18 protein-coding genes and 1 pseudogene are annotated in these 17,686 nt (G+C 65.8%); 11 read left to right on the plus strand and 8 right to left on the minus strand.

Going from position 1 to position 17,686, the window contains the following annotated elements; all coding sequences use genetic code 11:
• Positions 1-74: 74 nt before the first annotated feature.
• The 5 genes and pseudogenes from LY632_RS02245 to LY632_RS02265 all read left to right on the plus strand — a co-directional run.
• Positions 75-851: pseudogene (locus LY632_RS02245) on the plus strand (hypothetical protein); the annotation flags it as partial.
• 1,193 nt (positions 852-2,044) lie between these two features.
• The gene (locus LY632_RS02250; RefSeq protein ID WP_234092188.1) at positions 2,045-3,025 is read left to right on the plus strand and encodes an alpha/beta hydrolase; all 981 of its coding nucleotides are present in this window, start codon (positions 2,045-2,047) and stop codon (positions 3,023-3,025) included.
• Between the two features lie 10 nt (positions 3,026-3,035).
• On the plus strand, positions 3,036-4,391 hold the full coding sequence (locus LY632_RS02255) for a M48 family metalloprotease (protein ID WP_234092189.1): 1,356 nt from the start codon (positions 3,036-3,038) through the stop codon (positions 4,389-4,391).
• 9 nt (positions 4,392-4,400) lie between these two features.
• Complete coding sequence (locus tag LY632_RS02260; RefSeq protein WP_234092190.1) at positions 4,401-5,117, plus strand: DsbA family protein; 717 nt, start codon at positions 4,401-4,403, stop codon at positions 5,115-5,117.
• Positions 5,114-6,073 (plus strand): hypothetical protein, encoded by a 960-nt coding sequence (locus LY632_RS02265; protein ID WP_234092191.1) that lies wholly within the window; start codon positions 5,114-5,116, stop codon positions 6,071-6,073. The genes LY632_RS02260 and LY632_RS02265 overlap by 4 nt, the downstream gene beginning before the upstream one ends.
• Positions 6,074-6,076: 3 nt before the next feature.
• Here the strand turns inward: LY632_RS02265 and LY632_RS02270 are convergent, their stop codons facing one another.
• Positions 6,077-6,634, minus strand: a complete 558-nt coding sequence (locus tag LY632_RS02270) for an HD domain-containing protein (RefSeq protein ID WP_234093295.1) — start codon at positions 6,632-6,634, stop codon at positions 6,077-6,079.
• A gap of 177 nt (positions 6,635-6,811) precedes the next feature.
• On the opposite strand from LY632_RS02270, the gene LY632_RS02275 reads away from it, so the two are divergent.
• From LY632_RS02275 to LY632_RS02290, 4 genes are all read left to right on the plus strand, one after another.
• A complete protein-coding gene (locus tag LY632_RS02275; protein WP_234092192.1) occupies positions 6,812-8,008 on the plus strand; it encodes a sensor histidine kinase in 1,197 nt (398 codons plus the stop codon).
• A gap of 3 nt (positions 8,009-8,011) precedes the next feature.
• Positions 8,012-8,809, plus strand: coding sequence for a LytTR family DNA-binding domain-containing protein (locus tag LY632_RS02280; protein WP_234092193.1), 798 nt, complete (start codon positions 8,012-8,014; stop codon positions 8,807-8,809).
• 120 nt (positions 8,810-8,929) lie between these two features.
• Entirely contained in the window at positions 8,930-9,790 is an 861-nt protein-coding gene (gene nadC / locus LY632_RS02285; protein WP_234092194.1) for a carboxylating nicotinate-nucleotide diphosphorylase, read from the plus strand.
• Positions 9,787-10,485: a ribonuclease T gene (locus LY632_RS02290; RefSeq protein ID WP_234092195.1), complete on the plus strand. Its 699-nt coding sequence runs from the start codon at positions 9,787-9,789 to the stop codon at positions 10,483-10,485. The genes nadC and LY632_RS02290 overlap by 4 nt, the downstream gene beginning before the upstream one ends.
• Here LY632_RS02290 and LY632_RS02295 read toward each other — a convergent pair.
• Both LY632_RS02295 and LY632_RS02300 read right to left on the minus strand, forming a co-directional pair.
• Positions 10,482-10,910, minus strand: a complete 429-nt coding sequence (locus tag LY632_RS02295) for a nucleoside deaminase (RefSeq protein WP_234092196.1) — start codon at positions 10,908-10,910, stop codon at positions 10,482-10,484. The genes LY632_RS02290 and LY632_RS02295 overlap by 4 nt on opposite strands.
• 54 nt (positions 10,911-10,964) lie before the next feature.
• Positions 10,965-11,210 carry a hypothetical protein gene (locus LY632_RS02300; protein WP_234092197.1) on the minus strand — a complete coding sequence of 82 codons (246 nt, stop codon included), beginning with the start codon at positions 11,208-11,210 and terminating at the stop codon, positions 10,965-10,967.
• Positions 11,211-11,399: 189 nt separating this feature from the next.
• Between LY632_RS02300 and rpmB the strand changes: the two genes are divergently transcribed.
• A complete protein-coding gene (gene rpmB, locus LY632_RS02305) occupies positions 11,400-11,696 on the plus strand; it encodes a 50S ribosomal protein L28 (protein WP_234092198.1) in 297 nt (98 codons plus the stop codon).
• A 61-nt stretch (positions 11,697-11,757) separates the two neighbouring features.
• Here rpmB and LY632_RS02310 read toward each other — a convergent pair whose 3' ends face one another.
• Genes LY632_RS02310 through xseA form a run of 4 tightly spaced genes read right to left on the minus strand, consistent with a single transcriptional unit; the run spans position 11,758 to position 15,321 of the window.
• Positions 11,758-12,732, minus strand: a complete 975-nt coding sequence (locus LY632_RS02310; RefSeq protein WP_234092199.1) for an esterase-like activity of phytase family protein — start codon at positions 12,730-12,732, stop codon at positions 11,758-11,760.
• 16 nt (positions 12,733-12,748) lie between these two features.
• On the minus strand, positions 12,749-13,579 hold the full coding sequence (locus LY632_RS02315; protein WP_370636583.1) for a M23 family metallopeptidase: 831 nt from the start codon (positions 13,577-13,579) through the stop codon (positions 12,749-12,751).
• Positions 13,580-13,617: 38 nt separating this feature from the next.
• Entirely contained in the window at positions 13,618-13,821 is a 204-nt protein-coding gene (locus tag LY632_RS02320) for a DUF2093 domain-containing protein (RefSeq protein WP_234092201.1), read from the minus strand.
• Positions 13,822-13,845: 24 nt separating this feature from the next.
• Positions 13,846-15,321, minus strand: a complete 1,476-nt coding sequence (xseA, locus tag LY632_RS02325) for an exodeoxyribonuclease VII large subunit (RefSeq protein WP_234092202.1) — start codon at positions 15,319-15,321, stop codon at positions 13,846-13,848.
• Here xseA and purD point away from each other — a divergent pair.
• The gene (gene purD / locus LY632_RS02330; RefSeq protein ID WP_234092203.1) at positions 15,320-16,594 is read left to right on the plus strand and encodes a phosphoribosylamine--glycine ligase; all 1,275 of its coding nucleotides are present in this window, start codon (positions 15,320-15,322) and stop codon (positions 16,592-16,594) included. The genes xseA and purD overlap by 2 nt on opposite strands.
• On the opposite strand, the gene LY632_RS02335 is transcribed toward purD, so the two are convergent.
• On the minus strand, positions 16,591-17,586 hold the full coding sequence (locus LY632_RS02335) for an adenosine kinase (protein ID WP_234092204.1): 996 nt from the start codon (positions 17,584-17,586) through the stop codon (positions 16,591-16,593). The two genes, purD and LY632_RS02335, sit on opposite strands and share 4 nt — an antisense overlap.
• Positions 17,587-17,686 lie beyond the last annotated feature (100 nt).

Raw genomic sequence — 17,686 nt, forward strand, 5'->3', positions numbered from 1 at the left:
GCATCCACTTAACGGGATGTTTACTACGCGACGTCAGAACGCCCCTGAACGCCAAGTGAGGGGCATTGCACGTCATGGACACGCTGCGCGGACATATCGGTTCGTTTGACGACGACACCCGCGACGAGGACTACAGCGCCGATACCGGCTCCGACATTGACGGGGACGATATGGGCCGCGAAGCGCCGCCCAGCCCCGTAGGGCAGGACGAGCGCCGCATGCAGGTGCGCGCCTACAACCATTGGGCAAGCCTGCTGGCCGACCGCAACTTCCCTTCGATCGAGGATCTCGATCCCGATGCGCTGCCCGATTTCGGGCCTTACAGTGTGCTGCTCGACTTTACTGGCGGGATCGATAATCCGGCGGTCCAGTACCTGGGGGACGAGCTGGCCGAGGAATGCGGCACCCGGGGGCTCATCCGCACGCTCGACGACGTGCCCAGCCGTTCGCTGCTGAGCCGGATCACCGACCACTATATGCAGATCCTCGCCAACCAGGCGCCGATCGGGTTCGAGGCCGAATTCGTCAACCAGCGCAACGCGACGATCCTCTATCGCGGCATCCTGCTGCCCTTCTCCAGCGACGATGACACCATCGATTTCATCTATGGCGTGATCAACTGGAAGGAAATGGCCGATCAGCTCACCACGGACGAGCTGCTGCTCGAAATCGACCAGGCTCTCGACCCCGCCGGGGAAGAGGAAGTCGAGGAAGAACCGGTTGGCGGGCGTGCTCCGGATCCTGTTGCCGACTGGGCGGATGGTCCTGCCGCTGACGTGCTGTCGCTCGGCGAGAGCGCGATTGTCGAGGAAGCCAGCGAAAGCTGGGACGACGATGAGGCGTTCGACGACGAAGGTGACCTCACCGAATTTGCCCTCCCGGACATCGGCGATGCCGACGAGGAGGACACGATCAACCACGACGCCTACGCTTCGCTGATGCCGAGCGGCGGCGACGAAGATGAGGAAAGCGGCCTGGGCAGCCTGTCCGGCCTCCGCAGCAAGCCGGCCAAGAAACCCCTCGACCTCTCGATCACGCAGTCGCTCAGCCCCTACGACGGAAGCGACGCAGGCAGTGTCGAGGAGCACGACGATTTCCCGACCCCGGCTTTCGGGCAGGAGGACGACCGCTTTGCCAGCCTGCTCGGCAATGCGGCGGAGGAAGACCAGGAAGAAGATACCGACGACTGGACCTCGCCGCTCGATCTGGGTGGCGACATGGAAATCGCCGCGCACGAGCCGGGCGAGGATTCTCTCGCAGTGTTCGAGGAAGCGCCACTGCCCGGAAGCGAGCCGGTATTCGACGAAGAGCCTGTTGCAGAACCTGCGGCAGAGCCTGCCCCACGCGAGATCGAATTGCCGTCGTTTGCGCAGGACGACAGCGAGATGGGTCTCTACGATACCCTCGCCGAAGCGCGCGAGCTGGCGCAGATCGCCACATCGAGCGAAGATCGCAGCCGTGCCGCACTTTATGACGCGGTCAGCCGCGCCTATGACGTCAGCTTGGCAGCTGCAGAATCGCCCGAGGATTTCGCCGAGCTGATCGAGGAAAACGGCCTCACCATGCAGGACCGTGCGCCGATGACGCCGGTGGTCAAGCTGGTGTTCGGAGCCGATTACGACAAGACTCGCCTGACCGAATATGCCGCCGTGCTGACCCATGCCCACCGCCACGGTATCGAGCGAGGCGCGCTCAAGAGCTTCCTCGCCAAGGCTGAAGGTGGCCTCAAGGGAATCGTGGCCGCCGAACGGCGCCTGCGCCGCGAGGAAGAGGGCAGGGAAATCGAGCCGGAAGGCCAGATTCGTTCGTCGCTGGCGAAAAAGCTGCGCCAGCTCGAACTGCACGGGTTCGACGCAGTCGACCCCGTAGGCCCGGAATTCGGTATTGTCGTGATCCGTCGCCTCGGCAATGGCGAAATTGCCGTGCTGGGTGATTGCAGCGACGATATCGCGCTGGTCGAAAAGGCCGCGCGCAAGCTCGTGGGCTAGCAGCACCAACCAATAACTGCATTTGCAGAGCCGCCACTGCCCGCTAGGGGCGCGCGATGGTGCGCGTGCTTGGCAATGGGGCGAGAAGGGGTCGCAAGATGGGCTGGATCGGCTGGATCCTCTTGGCGCTGGCCGTTCTGGCCTTGGGCGTGTTCGGCCTGTGGCGCTGGGCCATGGCGACGCAATCGGTGGCATTGCTCGACCGGGTCGATGCGCTGTTTACCGCCTCGGTCGCGGAGGTTTCCGAACCGGTTGCTTTCGGGACTGCACCGGCGCAGGTGCTGCTGGTCGCCAAGCCGGCCTCCGCCACCGGACCGCTGCCCGTGGTCGTCTTCATCCACGGCGGCAGCTGGTCGCATGGCAAGGCCGGGGAGTACGGCTTCGTTGCCCGCAATCTCTCCGCCCGCGGCTATGTGGGGGTCAGCGCGGGATATCGGCTGGTTCCCGGCGGCGAGTATCCGGCCATGCTGGAAGACGGCGCTGCTGCTGTGCGCTGGGTCCGCGACAATATCGCCCGCTATGGCGGAGATCCCGACCGGATCGTGCTGATGGGTCACTCCGCCGGGGCGTATAATGCGGTCATGCTGGCACTCGACCCGCAATGGCTGGCGGCTGCAGGCGTGCCCGCCACCAGCATTCGCGGTGCCATCGGCCTGGCCGGCCCCTATGATTTTCTCCCGCTCGACAGCGAAGGCACGATCAACGCCTTCGGCAAGGCACCCGATCTGGCAAAGACCCAGCCGATCGGTTTCATCCGCAAGGACGCACCGCCGCTGTTGCTGATCACGGGCGACGCGGACAAGACGGTTCGCCCCCGCAATTCGAAGGTGCTGGCCAAGGCTTTGAGCGACCTGGGAATACCCACCGACCCGGTGCTGGTCCCCGACATGGGGCACGTCGGCATTTTGCTCGCCCTTGCTCGCCCGTTTGAAGGCGACGGTACGGTGAAGAGCGCAATCTTCGATTTCCTCGCCCGCGAGACGGCAACAGCCCGGCCATCGGATTCTTCAGGGGACATTCAGGCCGCCGCACGCTAATCTGCAGGCAATGCGCATCCTTGCCCGCTTAATCGCGCTCCTTTCACTCGCCGCTTTCACCGCCCAGCCGGTGATGGCGCAGTCGATCCTGCGCGATGCGGAGACGGAAGCGGTGTTGCAGGACATGGCCGCGCCGCTGGTGTCTGCCGCAGGGCTGCAGGCTGGCAACGTCGACGTGGTGCTGATCAACGATCCGTCGATCAACGCCTTCGTCGCTGGCGGGCAGGTGGTCTACCTTCACTCCGGACTGATCGACGCAGCCGACAATGCCAATGAAGTGCAAGGGGTCATCGCGCATGAACTGGGCCACATTACCGGCGGGCATGTGATCCGCAGCGCCGACAGCTATCGCGCGGCGACCAATATCACCATCCTCTCGCTGCTGCTCGGCGTAGCCGCCGTCGCAGCCGGGGCAACCGATGCGGGTCTTGCGGCCATGATGGCCGGACAACAGGCGGCGCTGGGCAAGTTCCTTGCCTTCAGCCGGGCCCAGGAAAGTTCGGCTGATGCGGCAGGAGCGGAATATCTCTCCAAGGCCGGAATTTCCGGGCGCGGTTCGCTCGATTTCTTCGGCAAGCTGCTGAACCAGGAATTCCGCTATGGCCGCAGCCAGTCGCCCGAGGCGGAATTCTTCCGCACGCACCCGCTGTCCAGCGATCGCATCAACCGCCTGCGCGAAGTGTATACCGTCGACCCCGCATGGGAAGCACCGGACGATCCGGAGCTCGAGGCCCGTTTCGCGCGGGTCAAGGCCAAGCTCTATGGCTATCTCGCCGAACCCGCTTTTGTCCTGCGTGCCTATCCCAAGACCAGGCAGGACATCCCCGCACGCTACGCCCGCGCCTATGCCTATCACCGCGATGCGCAGGTCGAGAAGGCGTTGGCAGAAGTTGCCGGCTTGCTCGCCTCGGTGCCGGACGACCCCTATTTCCTCGAGCTCAAGGGCCAGATCCTGCTCGAATCGGGCCGCGCCGCCGAGGCGATCCCGGCCTTGCGCGAGGCGACCGAACTGACCGGCAACCACCCGCTTATCGCGACCATCTTCGGCCACGCCCTGATCGCGACCGAGGACCAGACGCACTATGCCGAGGCCGAGAAAGTCCTGCGCGCCGCGGTTGCCCGCGATCGCTGGATGCCCTTTGCCTGGTACCAGCTCGGCGTCGTCTATGCGGCCCGTGGCGATATGCCGCGCGCCCGCCTCGCCACGGCCGAACAACAGGCGATGAACCGCCAGTGGTTCCTCGCGCTGGGCAGCGCCCAGGTGGCCGAAGCGGGCCTGCCCGAAGGCTCGCCCGACTGGCTGCGCGCGCAGGACATCCGCATGCAGGCGCAGGCCGAGCTTGAAGCCGAGCGCGAGCGTCGCTAGCGCCTCGCCATGCAGCGCACACTCCTGACCATCGTTCTGAGCCTTGTCGCCGGTTTTGCCGGGGCAGCCGCCTTCACCTACAGCGGCCTCGGCGACCGCCAGGTCGAGCGCTACCTGCTGGCAAATCCCGAGCTGCTGCCCCGGGTTGTCGCCGAACTGGAAAAGGTCCAGGCGCAGGAACGTCTGGCCAGCGCGGGGATGGACATCTTCAAGCCGTTCGACGGAGCGATCCTGGGCAACCCCAATGGCAAGCACACACTGGTCAAGTTCACCGATTACAATTGCGGTTATTGCCGCGCGAGCGCCGAAGAAGTGCAGAAACTGCTCGCCGCCGACCCCGAACTGAAAGTCATAATCCGCGAATGGCCGATCTTCGGTGGCAGCGACAAAGTGGCCGCCCTGGCGCTCGCGGCGACGAGACAGGGGAAGTACGAAGCCTTCCATCAGGCGCTGTTCGCCGGCGGCGATACCAGCGAGGCTGGCATGGCCGCAGCAGCGCGCGAGGTGGGTCTCGATCTCGAAAAGCTGAAAGCCGACGCCGCGAGTCCGCAGATCGCCTACGAGCTCAACCGCAACACGCAGTGGGCGCAGGAACTCGGCTTCACCGGCACCCCCAGCTGGATTGCCGGCGGGCGCATCATCGAAGGCGCAGTCCCGGCCGAGACGCTGGCCGAAGCCATTGCCGGTGGCGATTCGGGCGGCGGGAGCGGGGCAGGCGGCAAGTGACCTTGCGCCCGGCGTGGCTGGGTGTCTGCTCGCTGCTGGTGGCAGTGGCAGCAAGCGGGGCGTCACCCCTGCCCGCCGGCTTCGCCGAGCTGCGCGCGAAAGACGAAAAGGTGTCGCGGATCGGCTTCGCGCTGGCGACCGGCAATGCTGCCTATTGCGACACGCTGACCCCGGCAACGGGCTTGCTGCTGCACGATGTTGCGACCTATGCCGACGGCGTTTCGTTGCGCGAGACCCTGGGCCTGAGCGGCGATATCGGGGTGCAGGTCGTCGTCCCCGGCTCGCCTGCGGCCAAAGCGCTTATTGCGCCCGACCAGACCATTGCGGCCGTGGCGGGCCTGACCATAACCACTATCCCGACCGAAGACAGGAAGAGCTGGGAACGGCTCGTCGCTGTCAACGAGGCGATGGAGCGATCGCTGGCGCAGGGCGGCACGCTGGCGCTGCAAATTGCAGGGCAGGAGCCGGTCACCCTGGCGGGGGTTCCCGCTTGCGCCACCCGCTGGGAAGTCGGTCCGCTGGGCAAGCGCGCTGTGGCGGACGGCACCCGGGTCGTGATCGGCGAGAAATTCCCCGGCTTCGAGTGGGACGAGGAACTGCTGGCCGCGGTGATGGCGCACGAACTGGCGCACAATGTCCTGAAGCACCGCACATGGCTCGATGCGCGTGGGCGCAAACAGAAGGACATTCGCCTGACCGAACGCGAGGCTGACCGGCTCGCCCCCTGGCTGCTCGCCAATGCCGGCTACGAGCCGGCGGCCGCGCTGCGCTTCATGAAGACATGGGGACCGGACTACAGCGGAGGCTGGCTCTTTCGCAAACGCACTCACGACGGCTGGGACGAACGCGCCGAGGCGATGGAGAGAGAAATCCCACTGGTCGAAGCGCAGCTTGCCAAGAGTGGGCAAGCCGACTGGCGTACCCACTTCGAGCGCGAGATCGCACTGTCGCAATAGGCCCTAAGCGGCCTCTTCGACCGCCTTGGTGTACATCGAATTGATAGGCCGTTCGAACACCCGGCGCACCATCGGTTCGAAGAACTCGAGCGGCTCCGATTCGTAGTCCGGATCGAAGGCGGCCTGGTCGTATTTCTCGCAGAACTCGGCGCAGGCGGCGTAGTGCGGGTGATCCCCGAACCGGTCGCGAATGTTGCGATCCATGCCGAGGTGGTGGAAGTAGTAATAGCCCTGGAACGCACCGTGGTTCTGGCAGATCCAGTGCAATTCTTCCGACACGAATGGCTTGAGGATCGAGGCAGCGACTTCAGGATGGTTGTAGCTGCCGAGCGTATCGCCAATGTCATGCAGCAGCGCCATCACCACATAGGGTTCATCCCGCCCGTCGCGGTAGGCGCGGGTCGCGGTCTGCAGCGAGTGTTCGAGCCGGTCGACCGGGAAACCGCCGAAGTCACCGTCGAGCAGCCGAAGATGGTCGAGCACGCGATCCGCCAACCCCTTGGCGAATGCCGAGTATTCGCCGCCGATGATGGCCCAGTCTTCTGCCGTGCCTTCCTTCATCTCGCGGAACTTTGCCCGCTGATGCGCGCTGTCCGCTGCGTGGCCGGGTTCGTGGCCAGGGTCGGGGTGGTGCGGTGCGTTCATGGCAATCTCTCCTCTGCGCACCCATAATATGGCACAACCGACCGGACTGCAAAATATCTGACGTTTGGAAGCAAAGGCGCTAAGACCCGCATTATGGCTGTCCTGCCCTTTCGCCCCACGCCGTTCTTCGAGAACAAGAACCGGGCCTTCTGGAACCTGCAGTTCGCGGGCTGGGCCGGCGCGGTCGTGCTGCGCTCGATCCAGGGGATCTCGAACGGACAGAGCGCCTCCTACATCATCCTGATGCTGATCGTGGGGGTGACGGGGTTCTCGATCAGCACGGTCCTGTCGGTGATCTACCGCAAGGTCATCAACCGGTCGCCACTGGTCACATGGGGCGTGACGGCAGCGGCGCTGGCAGCGGCCGTGGTCACTTATGCGGTGGTCGAGGCATGGGTCGTGGGACTCTATTTCTCGGACCGCGAAGCCACGCTGACCCAGCTGGTACTGCTCTACCTGTTCTTCGATTTTTCGCTGCTGGGAGCATGGACCGGGCTGTATTACGCGATCAACTTCTTCCTCCAGGTCGAAGAGCAGAACGACCGCCTGCTGCGGCTGGAGGCGCAGGCAACCAGCGCCCAGCTGGCCATGCTGCGCTATCAACTCAACCCGCATTTTCTGTTCAACACGCTCAATTCGATCAGCACGCTGGTGCTTCTGAAGCAGACCGAGCCCGCCAATGCGATGCTGACCCGCCTGTCCGGATTTCTGCGGCATACGTTGATCAGCGAGCCCGGCGGCAAGGTGACCGTGGCGCAGGAAGTCGAGACGCTGAAGCTCTATCTCGACATCGAGCGGATGCGGTTCGAGGAGCGGCTGCGGACCGAATTCGACATTTCGCCCGAAGCGTCCAAATCCGTTCTGCCGTCACTGCTGCTCCAGCCGCTGGTCGAGAATGCGATCAAATATGCCGTCTCGCCGCAGGAGGAGGGCGCGCGCATCAGCCTCTCGGCGCAACTGGTCGGACCAAGGCTTCGCATCACCGTGTCCGACACCGGCCCGGGATTGCAAAGGCCCGAGACGAGGGCCAGCCTGCCCCTTGCACTGGCGGGCAAGCCTGTCTCCACCGGAGTCGGCCTCGCCAATATCCGCGACCGCCTGCAACAGGCCTATGGAGACGACCACCTGTTCGAAATCCGCACACCCGATGATGGCGGTTTCACCGTCGTGATCGAGATCCCCCACGAAACCGCGTTGGACGATGCCGCAACCGCGCTGCCCCCCGCAGCCGCGCCTGTGCTGCATGCCAATGTGGAATCGCTAGATGCGCATCGCGCTACCGGAAGCTGACCCATGACCATACGTACCATCCTCGTCGACGACGAAAAGCTCGCCATCCAGGGCCTCCAGTTGCGGCTGGCCCCGTTCGAAGACGTCGAGATCATCGGCACCTGTTCCAACGGCCGCGAAGCGATCCGCAAGATCAAGACCGAGAAGCCCGACCTCGTTTTCCTCGATATCCAGATGCCCGGGTTCGACGGCTTCAGCGTGGTCAAGGGCGTGATGGAGATCGACCCGCCGCTGTTCGTGTTCGTCACCGCCTACCAGGAACATGCCATCCGCGCCTTCGAAGCCAATGCGCTGCACTATCTGATGAAACCTGTCGACGAGAGTGCGCTGGCCGACACCATCGAGCGTGTGCGCCAGCGACTGGCCGAGAAGCGCAGCGCCGAGGAAGCCGGCAAGCTGATGAACGTCCTCACCGAAGTCGCTCCTGAAGTGGCCGAGGAGATGGCCGAGAGCGCCGAGGAGAGCGGCGAACGCTTCGAGAAGCTTATCAACGTCAAGGACCAGGGCCAGATCTTCCGGGTCGACGTCGATACCATCGAGCGGATCGAAGCTGCCGGCGACTACATGGTGATCTATACGGCCGAGAATTCCCGCATCCTGCGCGAGACGATGAAGGATCTCGAGCGCCGCCTCGACCCGCGCATCTTCCAGCGCGTCCACCGTAGCTGGATCGTCAACCTCGACCAGGTGCGCCAGGTGCGCCCGCACACCAATGGCGAATGTTTCCTTGTGCTGGCCTCGGGTGCGGAAGTGAAGGTTTCGCGGTCGTACAGGGATGTCGTCGCCCGCTTCGTTCACTGATGTCTTCCGCTCGCGCCTCCGCGTGAGCGTCCTCGGTGCTGTTCCTTCGCTTTGCTTAGGGCACCTGCGGGCGCGCGGTCGCGCTTGCCGGACCTCCCCCGGCCCGGTTAGGAGCGTCTCATGGCATTCAGTATCCCCGGCTTCGACCTTGACCGTTTTGTCCGCGACACGCTGGCGGAGGACCTTGGCGAGGGCCTGCCCGGCGGCGGCCATGATGTCACTTCGGAAAGCGTGATCCCGGCCGAGGCGCGGTTCCAGGGGGTGATGGACAGCCGCGACGCCATCGTCGTCGCGGGCCTGCCGGTGGCCGAGGCCTTCTTCCGGGCGCTCGACCCGGCGATGGAGATCGAGATCCTCGCCGAGGAAGGCGCACAGGTGCCTGCGGGCACCGACCTGATGCGCCTTTCCGGCAATGCCCGCGCCATGCTGACGGCGGAGCGCAGCGCGCTCAACACCGTGCAACACCTCAGCGGCATTGCCACCATGGTGCGCGAGTATGTGACGGCGATGGACAATGCGGCCTGCACCCTGCTCGATACCCGCAAGACCATTCCCGGGCTGCGCCATCTCGAGAAATACGCCACCCGCATGGGCGGCGCGGCCAACCACCGCATGGGTCTGTGGGATGCGGCGATGATCAAGGACAACCACGTCCTCGTCGCCGGATCGGTCGGCGAAGCCGTGCGCCGCGCAGTAGACGCCGGGGTGAAGGAGATCATCTGCGAGGTCGACCGGCTCGACCAGATCGAACCGGCCCTCGCGGCGGGCGCAACCCGGCTGCTGCTCGACAATATGGCGCCTGACATGCTGCGCGAGGCGGTCGGCATCGTCGCCGGGCGCGTCCCGACCGAGGCCAGCGGCGGAATCAACTTGCAGACCATCAAGGCCAAGGCCGCGACAGGGGTGGATTACGTCTCCGTCGGCCGCCTGACGCAAAGCGCTCCAGCCGCGGACATCGGATTGGATTTCACGCCACTGTGAGGATTGCTCTCGCCACCATCGTCGCGATGCTCGTCGTTTGCCCTGCGAGCGCCCAATCCTACCAGTGCCGCGTACCGCAAAGCCTGTTGGTCCCGGACGCCAGGCAGGACGGCCCGACCCGCCGCCTGCCCGTCACCGGCTACACCTTCGCGATGAGCTGGTCGCCCGAGTTCTGCCGCACGCGCCAATCATCGCCGCAGCATCGCGAGCAATGCTCGGGTCGCAACGGCCGCTTCGGCATGGTGGTCCACGGCCTGTGGCCCGACGGGCGCTCGGTCTGGCCGCAATATTGCCCCAGCGCGGGGCGTGTGAGTGTGCCCGAGGCGAAGAAGAACCTGTGCATGATGCCCTCCGCCCGGCTGATGGCCCACCAATGGCGCAAGCACGGCGCCTGCATGGCGCGCAGCCCGGAAAGCTATTTCAAGGTCACCCGGATGATCTGGGGCAGCATAGCGCACCCCGACTACGACCGGCTGAGCCGCGAGGACGGGCTGACCGCCGGCAAGATCCGCGCCGCCTTCCAGCTCGCTAACCCCGACTGGCGACCGGAGCGGGTCGGGATCAGGCTCAACGCGCGCGGCTGGCTGGAGGAAGTGCGGCTCTGCTACGGCAAGGACTGGCTGCCGACCCGGTGCAGGCGCAGCCAACTCGGCGCGGGCGACAATGTGAAGGCGAAGATCTGGCGGGGACTCTAGCGACGGCTCGCAAAAAACGACCGCAACAGTCCCGCCGCTTCCTCCGCCCCCATGCCGGAATAAACCTCCGGCGCATGCAGGCACTGTTCCTGCTCGAACACCCGCGCGCCGTGTTCGACGGCGCCGCCCTTGGGATCGCTGGCGGCGTAATAGAGGCGGGCGATGCGCGCATGGCTGATCGCGCCGGCGCACATGGCGCAGGGCTCCAGCGTCACCCACAGGTCGCAGCCTTCGAGCCGTTCCTGGCCGAGCGCCTTCGCCGCCGCGCGAATCGCGGCGATTTCGGCATGAGCGGTAGGGTCGTGGTCGGTGCGGGGCGAGTTGTGGGCCACTGCCACGACGGAATCGCCGCGCATGACGACGGCACCGATCGGCACCTCACCCTGCGCGGCGGCCTCGCGCGCGGCATCGAGCGCGCGCAACATGGGCGACGGGACCGGCCAGCGTGGGCGCGGCCCCGTCATGCCCGGATCGGGCCTTTATTCGTTCCCGGTGACCGGTTCGCCTTCTGCATCGTCAGGCATTTTCACGTCGACATCGGGAACGTCAACGGTGACTTCCTCGGTGCCGACATCGACGTCGGCGGTTTCGACGTCGTATTCGGGCATATTGCCCCCTTCGACCTTGACCTCGGGCACTTCGGCTTCTTCAGTCTGGTCGACATCGCACGCAACGACGCCAAGGGCGAGACCGGCAGCAGCGGCGAGGGTGGCAAATTTCTTCATCGTGTTTCTCCCCAGGGGATGTCTTTATCGAATGCGGTCGCGGCCGCGGCGATGAGGAGATAACGGAGCGTCGGCACAAATGTTCCGTCACCCCCGATCAGCCAAAGGAGCGGTTGACGATTCGCCCCTCCCCCGCTATGCGCGCGCCTTTCCCGGCATTGACCGATATTTTTTGAGAAGAGACGAACCATGTCGCGCATCTGCGAACTGACCGGCAAGGGCCGCCAGACGGGCCACAATGTGAGCCACGCCAACAACAAGACCAAGCGCGTGTTCCTGCCCAACCTGCAGAACGTCACGCTGCTGAGCGAGAAGCTCGACCGCGGCTTCAAGTTCCGCGTGTCGACCCACGGCCTGCGTTCGGTCGAGCGCAATGGCGGGCTCGACAACTGGCTGCTCAAGACCAAGGACGAGAAGCTTTCGGCCAATGCGCTCAAGGTGAAGCGCGAGCTGAAGAAGGCGCTCAAGACGGCGGAAGCCGCCTAAGCCGGAACTGACCGGAATTCGCAAAGGGCGCGCGGGGCAACCTGCGCGCCCTTTGCCGTGTCTATTGCGGCAGTTTGCCGTCCCAGCGCAGCCGCACCAGCAGGGTGCGCTGGAGCACCGCGCCATTGTCGTCCGAAATCATACTGATGGTGACCGGGTAGCCATTGCCCGGATCGACCGCCAGACCTTCGAAATTGTCGGTCGGGAACGGTGGCTCGAACCTGGCAAGCTCGCGCAGCGGCCACAGCTTGTCTTCGGCGATACCCTTCGGGTCGCCGATAAACAGCGCCACCTCGAACACCGGCCAGCCAAGCGCCAACCGCCGCGCAAGCACCAGCACGCGCCCGTCGGGCAATTGCGCCATGTCGGTAGGACGGAAGCGATCGGGTACGGCAAAGGCAAATTCGACGGGTTCTTCTCCATCGAGCGGATCGCGCGCCCACAAAAGCCCGGGGAAAGCATCCGCAAACCAGCCGGAGCGGCTCTCGCGCAATATGATGAAGCGCCGGTCGGCGAGCCGCAACATCGCCTCGGGCCCGCTATTCTCGCCCCAATCGGCCATCGCCCTCGGCCTGATCCTTGCCGGATGGGCTAGTCCCGCATCACGCCGCTCGACCATGTTGAGGCCTTCATAGGCGAGCCAGACCTGCCCGCTTGCGGGATCGTGGGTGATCGATTCGATATCGAGCGAGTATTCCTGTCGCGCAAAATCCGGGTCGCCAAGGGCGGCAAGGCGGAAACCCAGCGGTCCCCCGGCGCCTAGGGCAAAGCGCATTCCCGCCCCGCGGTCGCTAGCAGCGAACATTGTCCCATCGCCCAGCGCTATCAGCCCCGAGTAGCCTCCGAAGCGGGTGTTGCGACTCTTGAGCTGCCACATGCCGACCACTTCGAGCGGGCCGACCCGCTTCACTGCGGAATCGAGGGCGGTCGCCTCGACCCCGGAACGATAGTCGATCGGGCGGGGCGCGCACCGCACAAAGGTGCCCGGCCCCAAAGCCAGGCATACCAGCGCCAGCATGAACAGCCTGAGCTTCATCGCCCGGCGCTGTGGATCAGTTCATCGGCCCGGTAAAGAGCAGCGGATCGAGCCGGGCGTCGTTCCATTTCATGCTCCAGTGCAGGTGCGGGCCGGTGGCGCGCCCGGTGGCACCGATCTTGCCGATGGTTTGCCCCTGCGTCACCACGTCGCCCTCGCGCACGAGGATATCCGAACAATGCAGGAAAGCGCTGTTGAGGCCGTTGCCATGATCGATGATCAGGAGATAGCCCTCGAGCGAGAAGGGTGTCGTCGCCGCCAGCGTCACCACCCCGTCGGCCGGGGCGACAAACGGCGTGCCGCTCGCACCGGTCGCAATATCGAGGCCCGAGTGGTAAGCGCCCGGTTCGCCGCGATAGATGCGCTGTGAGCCGAAACGGCCGGAAATCCGTCCCTTCACCGGCCAGATGAATTTCTGCGCCCAACCCCGGCTGTCGGCCCCGACCGAACGTGCCGCCTCGATCCGCTTGAGCTCGGGCTCGCGGATTTTCCAGAAGGCCTCGCTCATGCCTCCGGGCTTACGGGCAATATTGACGCGTTCGATCTGCCAGTCGCGCGGGGCGACGGTGATCGGGGCGGAATTCGCGCCGCCGTCGCTCAGGGTCGCCACCAGTTCCGCAGAAAGAGCAGCATCGCGATCGAAAGCAGCGAAAAAGCGTCCTTCGTTATCAAGCGGCAGGGCAGTGTTGCCAAGCCGCAAGCGCAGGGTACGGGGCGGGGCCTTGCCCCTTATCCAGCCACCCTGTTCGAGCTCGCCTTCGATCAGGAAGTCGCTCGGTGTAGCTTCGGCGGCAGTGACAGGACCCGCGCCGCCCGACACCACCACCGCGCCCCCGGCCACGGTCAGAGTGGCACAAGCGAATGCAATCGCCCGATACGCGCACATCACTCCTGCCCGGTCAGGCGGCGGGTGGCGATTTCGGCGCTGGCGTAGGCTTCCTGGCGCTCGACACTCCAGTAGCGCAGGTCTTCGAGCGGGATTTCGGCCTCGGTCACGGCGCACAGGACGTAGCGACCGGCGCGCAGGACGCGGAAGCCGTTCGGGCCGTACTCGAGCCGGGCAGGCTGGTTGCGGGATGACATCAACATGGGTGCAACCCTAGCAGGCCAAGATTAACCGAACAAATCTTCCTGTGCCCCGCCGAGCGACCGAGGGGGCGATTTCCGCGCCGGTTTGGATATAGGCGGCTTGGGGCCAGGCGATCCGACCGGCACCACCGCCAAGGCACCATCGGCGAATTCGACCGACAATTGCGGCTCCTTGCCAGCTGCGGCCTTGCTCCGCACCAATGCACCCGAGGAATCATGCACCAGCGCATAGCCGCGCTGCAGCGGTGCCTTGGGGTCGAGCGAGGCATGGACCCGGCCCAGCGATAGGAGTCTCTCGGATGCTTGCCGGAACCGCTGTTCCACCAGCGAGGGCGACAGCCGCACCTGTGCCAGTGCGCGCTGGCCATCGCGCAGACTGCGCTCGAGCATTTGCGGCGAGAGCCTCAACGCCCCGAGCCGTTCGCGCCCGGCGCTGGCGCGATCCTTCAGCGCCCCGCGCAACCGTTCGGCCTGCTCGTCGAGCTTCTGTGCCTGCGGTTGCAGCAGCGCCTCGATCTTCGGCAGCCGCTCCGCCCGCGCCTGCAAGCGCTCGCGCCCCAGAGATAATGGGCGTAAGACACCGCGCTGCTGCCGGGCGGCAAAATCGCTGAGTGTCGCCGCAAGTTCGCCGCGCACCGGAACCGCAATCTCTGCAGCCGCCGTCGGCGTCGGCGCGCGGCGATCCGCGGCATAGTCGACCAGCGTGGTGTCGGTCTCGTGACCGACCGCGCTGATCACGGGAATTGGCGATTCGGCGATGGCGCGGACGACGACTTCCTCGTTGAAGCTCCACAAGTCCTCGATCGAGCCGCCCCCGCGCGCGACGATCAGCAGGTCGGGGCGCGGAACCGGTCCGCCCGGCGCGATCGCACCGAAGCCGCGCACCGCCTGCGCCACCTGCTCGGCCGCGCCCTGCCCTTGCACCAGCACCGGCCACACCAGCACATGCGAAGGGAAACGGTCGGCCAGCCGGTGGAGGATATCGCGGATCACTGCGCCGGTCGGCGACGTCACGACGCCGATCACCTTGGGCAGGAACGGCAGGGGGCGCTTGCGCTCTCGCGCGAACAGCCCCTCGGCCTCCAGCCGCAGGCGGGTTTTCTCGAGCAGCGCCAGCAGCGCGCCCTCACCCGCCAACTCGAGGCTTTCCAGCACGATCTGGTATTTCGAACGGCCGGGAAAGGTGGTCAGCTTGCCCGTGGCGATCACTTCCAGCCCGTCCTCCGGCACGAATGCCAGCCGTCCGGTGGTGCCCTTCCACATGACGCCGTCGATCAGCGCCTTGTCATCCTTGAGCGCGCAATAGAGGTGGCCCGATGCCGCGCGCTTGACCCCCGACAGCTCGCCGCGCAGCCGGACATAGCCGAAGCGGTCCTCGACCGTGCGCTTGAGCAGCGCGGACAAGGCGCTGACTGTCAGCGGCTCGGCGTTGTCGCCCGCCCGTTCCCGCGCTACCAGCCCGCCAGCACTGTCATCATCGTCTTCGTAGGGGCTTGGCATGAATATCCTTCTGATCGGCGCGGGCGGGCGCGAACATGCGCTGGCCTGGAAGCTGGCGCAATCCCCGACTCTGACGAAACTCTACTCTGCCCCCGGCAATCCCGGTATCGCCGAGGAGGCCGAGCTGGTCACGCTCGATCTGGCCGACCATGCGGCGGTGAGAGGCTTCTGCCAGGACAAGGACATCGGGCTGGTCGTGGTCGGCCCCGAGGCTCCCTTGGTCGATGGTCTGGGCGATTCGCTGCGCGCTGCGGGCCTTGCGGTGTTCGGACCGGACAAGGCCCCGGCCCAGCTCGAAGGCAGCAAGGGCTTCACCAAGGACCTGTGCGAGCGGGCGGGAATCCCGACCGCAGGCTATGTCCGCACTTCCTCGCTGGAACAGGCGACCGAAGCGCTGGGCCGCTTCACCCCGCCCTATGTGCTCAAGGCCGATGGGCTTGCAGCTGGCAAGGGCGTGGTCATCGCCGAGACCCGCGACGAGGCCGAGGCGGCTCTGGCCGACATGTTCGGTGGCCAGTTCGGGGAAGCGGGTGCAGAAGTGGTGATCGAGGAATTCATGGCGGGCGAGGAAGCCAGTTTCTTCGCGCTGACCGACGGCACCACCGTCATCCCCTTCGGCACGGCGCAGGATCACAAGCGGGTGGGCGACGGCGACACTGGCCCCAACACCGGCGGGATGGGCGCCTATTCTCCCGCCCCGGTGCTGACCAAGGAATTGCAGCGCCAGGTGATGCGCGAGATCGTCGAGCCTACCGTCGCCACGCTGCGGGCCGAGGGCATGCCCTATGTCGGCGTGCTCTATGCCGGGCTGATGCTCACCTCTGAGGGGCCAAAGCTGATCGAGTACAACGCCCGCTTCGGCGATCCCGAGTGCCAGGTGCTGATGAAGCGGCTGGACGAGGACCTTGCCGCGCTGCTGCTGGCCTGTGCCGAAGGTCGATTGGCGGAGTTCGGCGAGGCGAAGATGCTGCCGGAGACGGCTCTGACCGTGGTGATGGCGGCCAAGGGCTATCCCGGCACGCCCGAGAAGGGCGGCAGCATCGAGCTCGGCTCAGCCGAGGCCGAGGGTGCCAAGGTCTTCCATGCCGGAACCGCGATGCAGGACGGCCGGCTCGTCGCCACCGGCGGCCGCGTGCTCAACGTCACCGCCATGGCCCCGAGCGTTACCGAAGCGCAGCGCAAGGCCTATGCGGCGGTCGATGCGATCACCTTCCCCAGCGGCTTCTGCCGAAGGGATATCGGGTGGAGAGAGGTGGAGCGGAAGCGAGGCTAACCCAGCTTTTCCGCCATCAGCGCCTGCAGGTCCGCCTCGGGGCGCGGGCCGTAGTGGCTGATCACTTCGGCGGCGGCGATGGCGCCGCGCTTGAGGCAGCGCTGAAGCGCTTCGCCGCGGGCATAGCCGGCGAGGAAACCGGCGGCGAACTGGTCGCCGGCGCCGGTGGTGTCGACGACCTTGTCGATCGGCTCGGCGGCGACTTCGGCGCGTGTCCCGTGAGCGATGGCGATGGCGCCCTTAGCGCTGCGGGTGGCGACCAGCACGGGGACCTTGCCCGCAACCGCAGCGACACCGGCTTCGAAGTCGCTCTCGCCGGTCAAGGTCGCCAGCTCATGCTCGTTGACGAACAGGATGTCGATCACCCCGTCCTCGATCATGGCGCGGAAATCGTCGCCGTGACGGTCGATGACGAAGCTTTCGCTGGCGGTGAAGGCGACCTTGCGCCCGGCCCTGCGGGCCACCTCGATCGCGCGGCGCATCGCCTTGCGCGGCTCTTCCGGGTCCCACAGATAGCCTTCGAGATAGAGGATCGCAGCCGACGCGATCAGTTCCTCGTCTAGAGCGCTGGCAGGCAGGAACTGGCCCGCGCCGAGGAAGGTGTTCATGGTCCGCTCGCCATCGGGAGTGACGAAAATCAGACAGCGGCCGGTCGGCGGCTCCTGCTCCAGCGGCGGGGTGTCGAAATCGATGCCCGTCGCGCGCATGTCATGGGTGAAGACCTCGCCCAGCTGGTCGTTGCAGACCTGGCCGACGAAGGCGCATTGCAGGCCCAGCATCGAAGCGCCTGCCAGCGTGTTCGCCGCCGAGCCACCCGAGACCTCGCGTGCCTGGCCCATGGCGGCATAGAGCGTCCTCGCCCCCTCGGCATCGACCAGCGTCATCCCGCCGCGATTGAGCCCGAGCTCCTCGATCAGCTCGTCCGAGCAGGAGGCGATCACGTCGACCACGGCGTTGCCGATGGCGATGACGTCGTAGCGGGGTTCGGTCATGGAAAATCCGTCTGTTGGGAAAGGGAGAGAATGACCCGGCGCGCCTAGCCGCTCGCCATGCACAGGCCAAGCCCTGTTTGGCGCGGACCGGAGGAGAGCG

This window comes from Erythrobacter sp. SDW2 (assembly GCF_021431965.1).
Classification (GTDB): domain Bacteria; phylum Pseudomonadota; class Alphaproteobacteria; order Sphingomonadales; family Sphingomonadaceae; genus Parerythrobacter.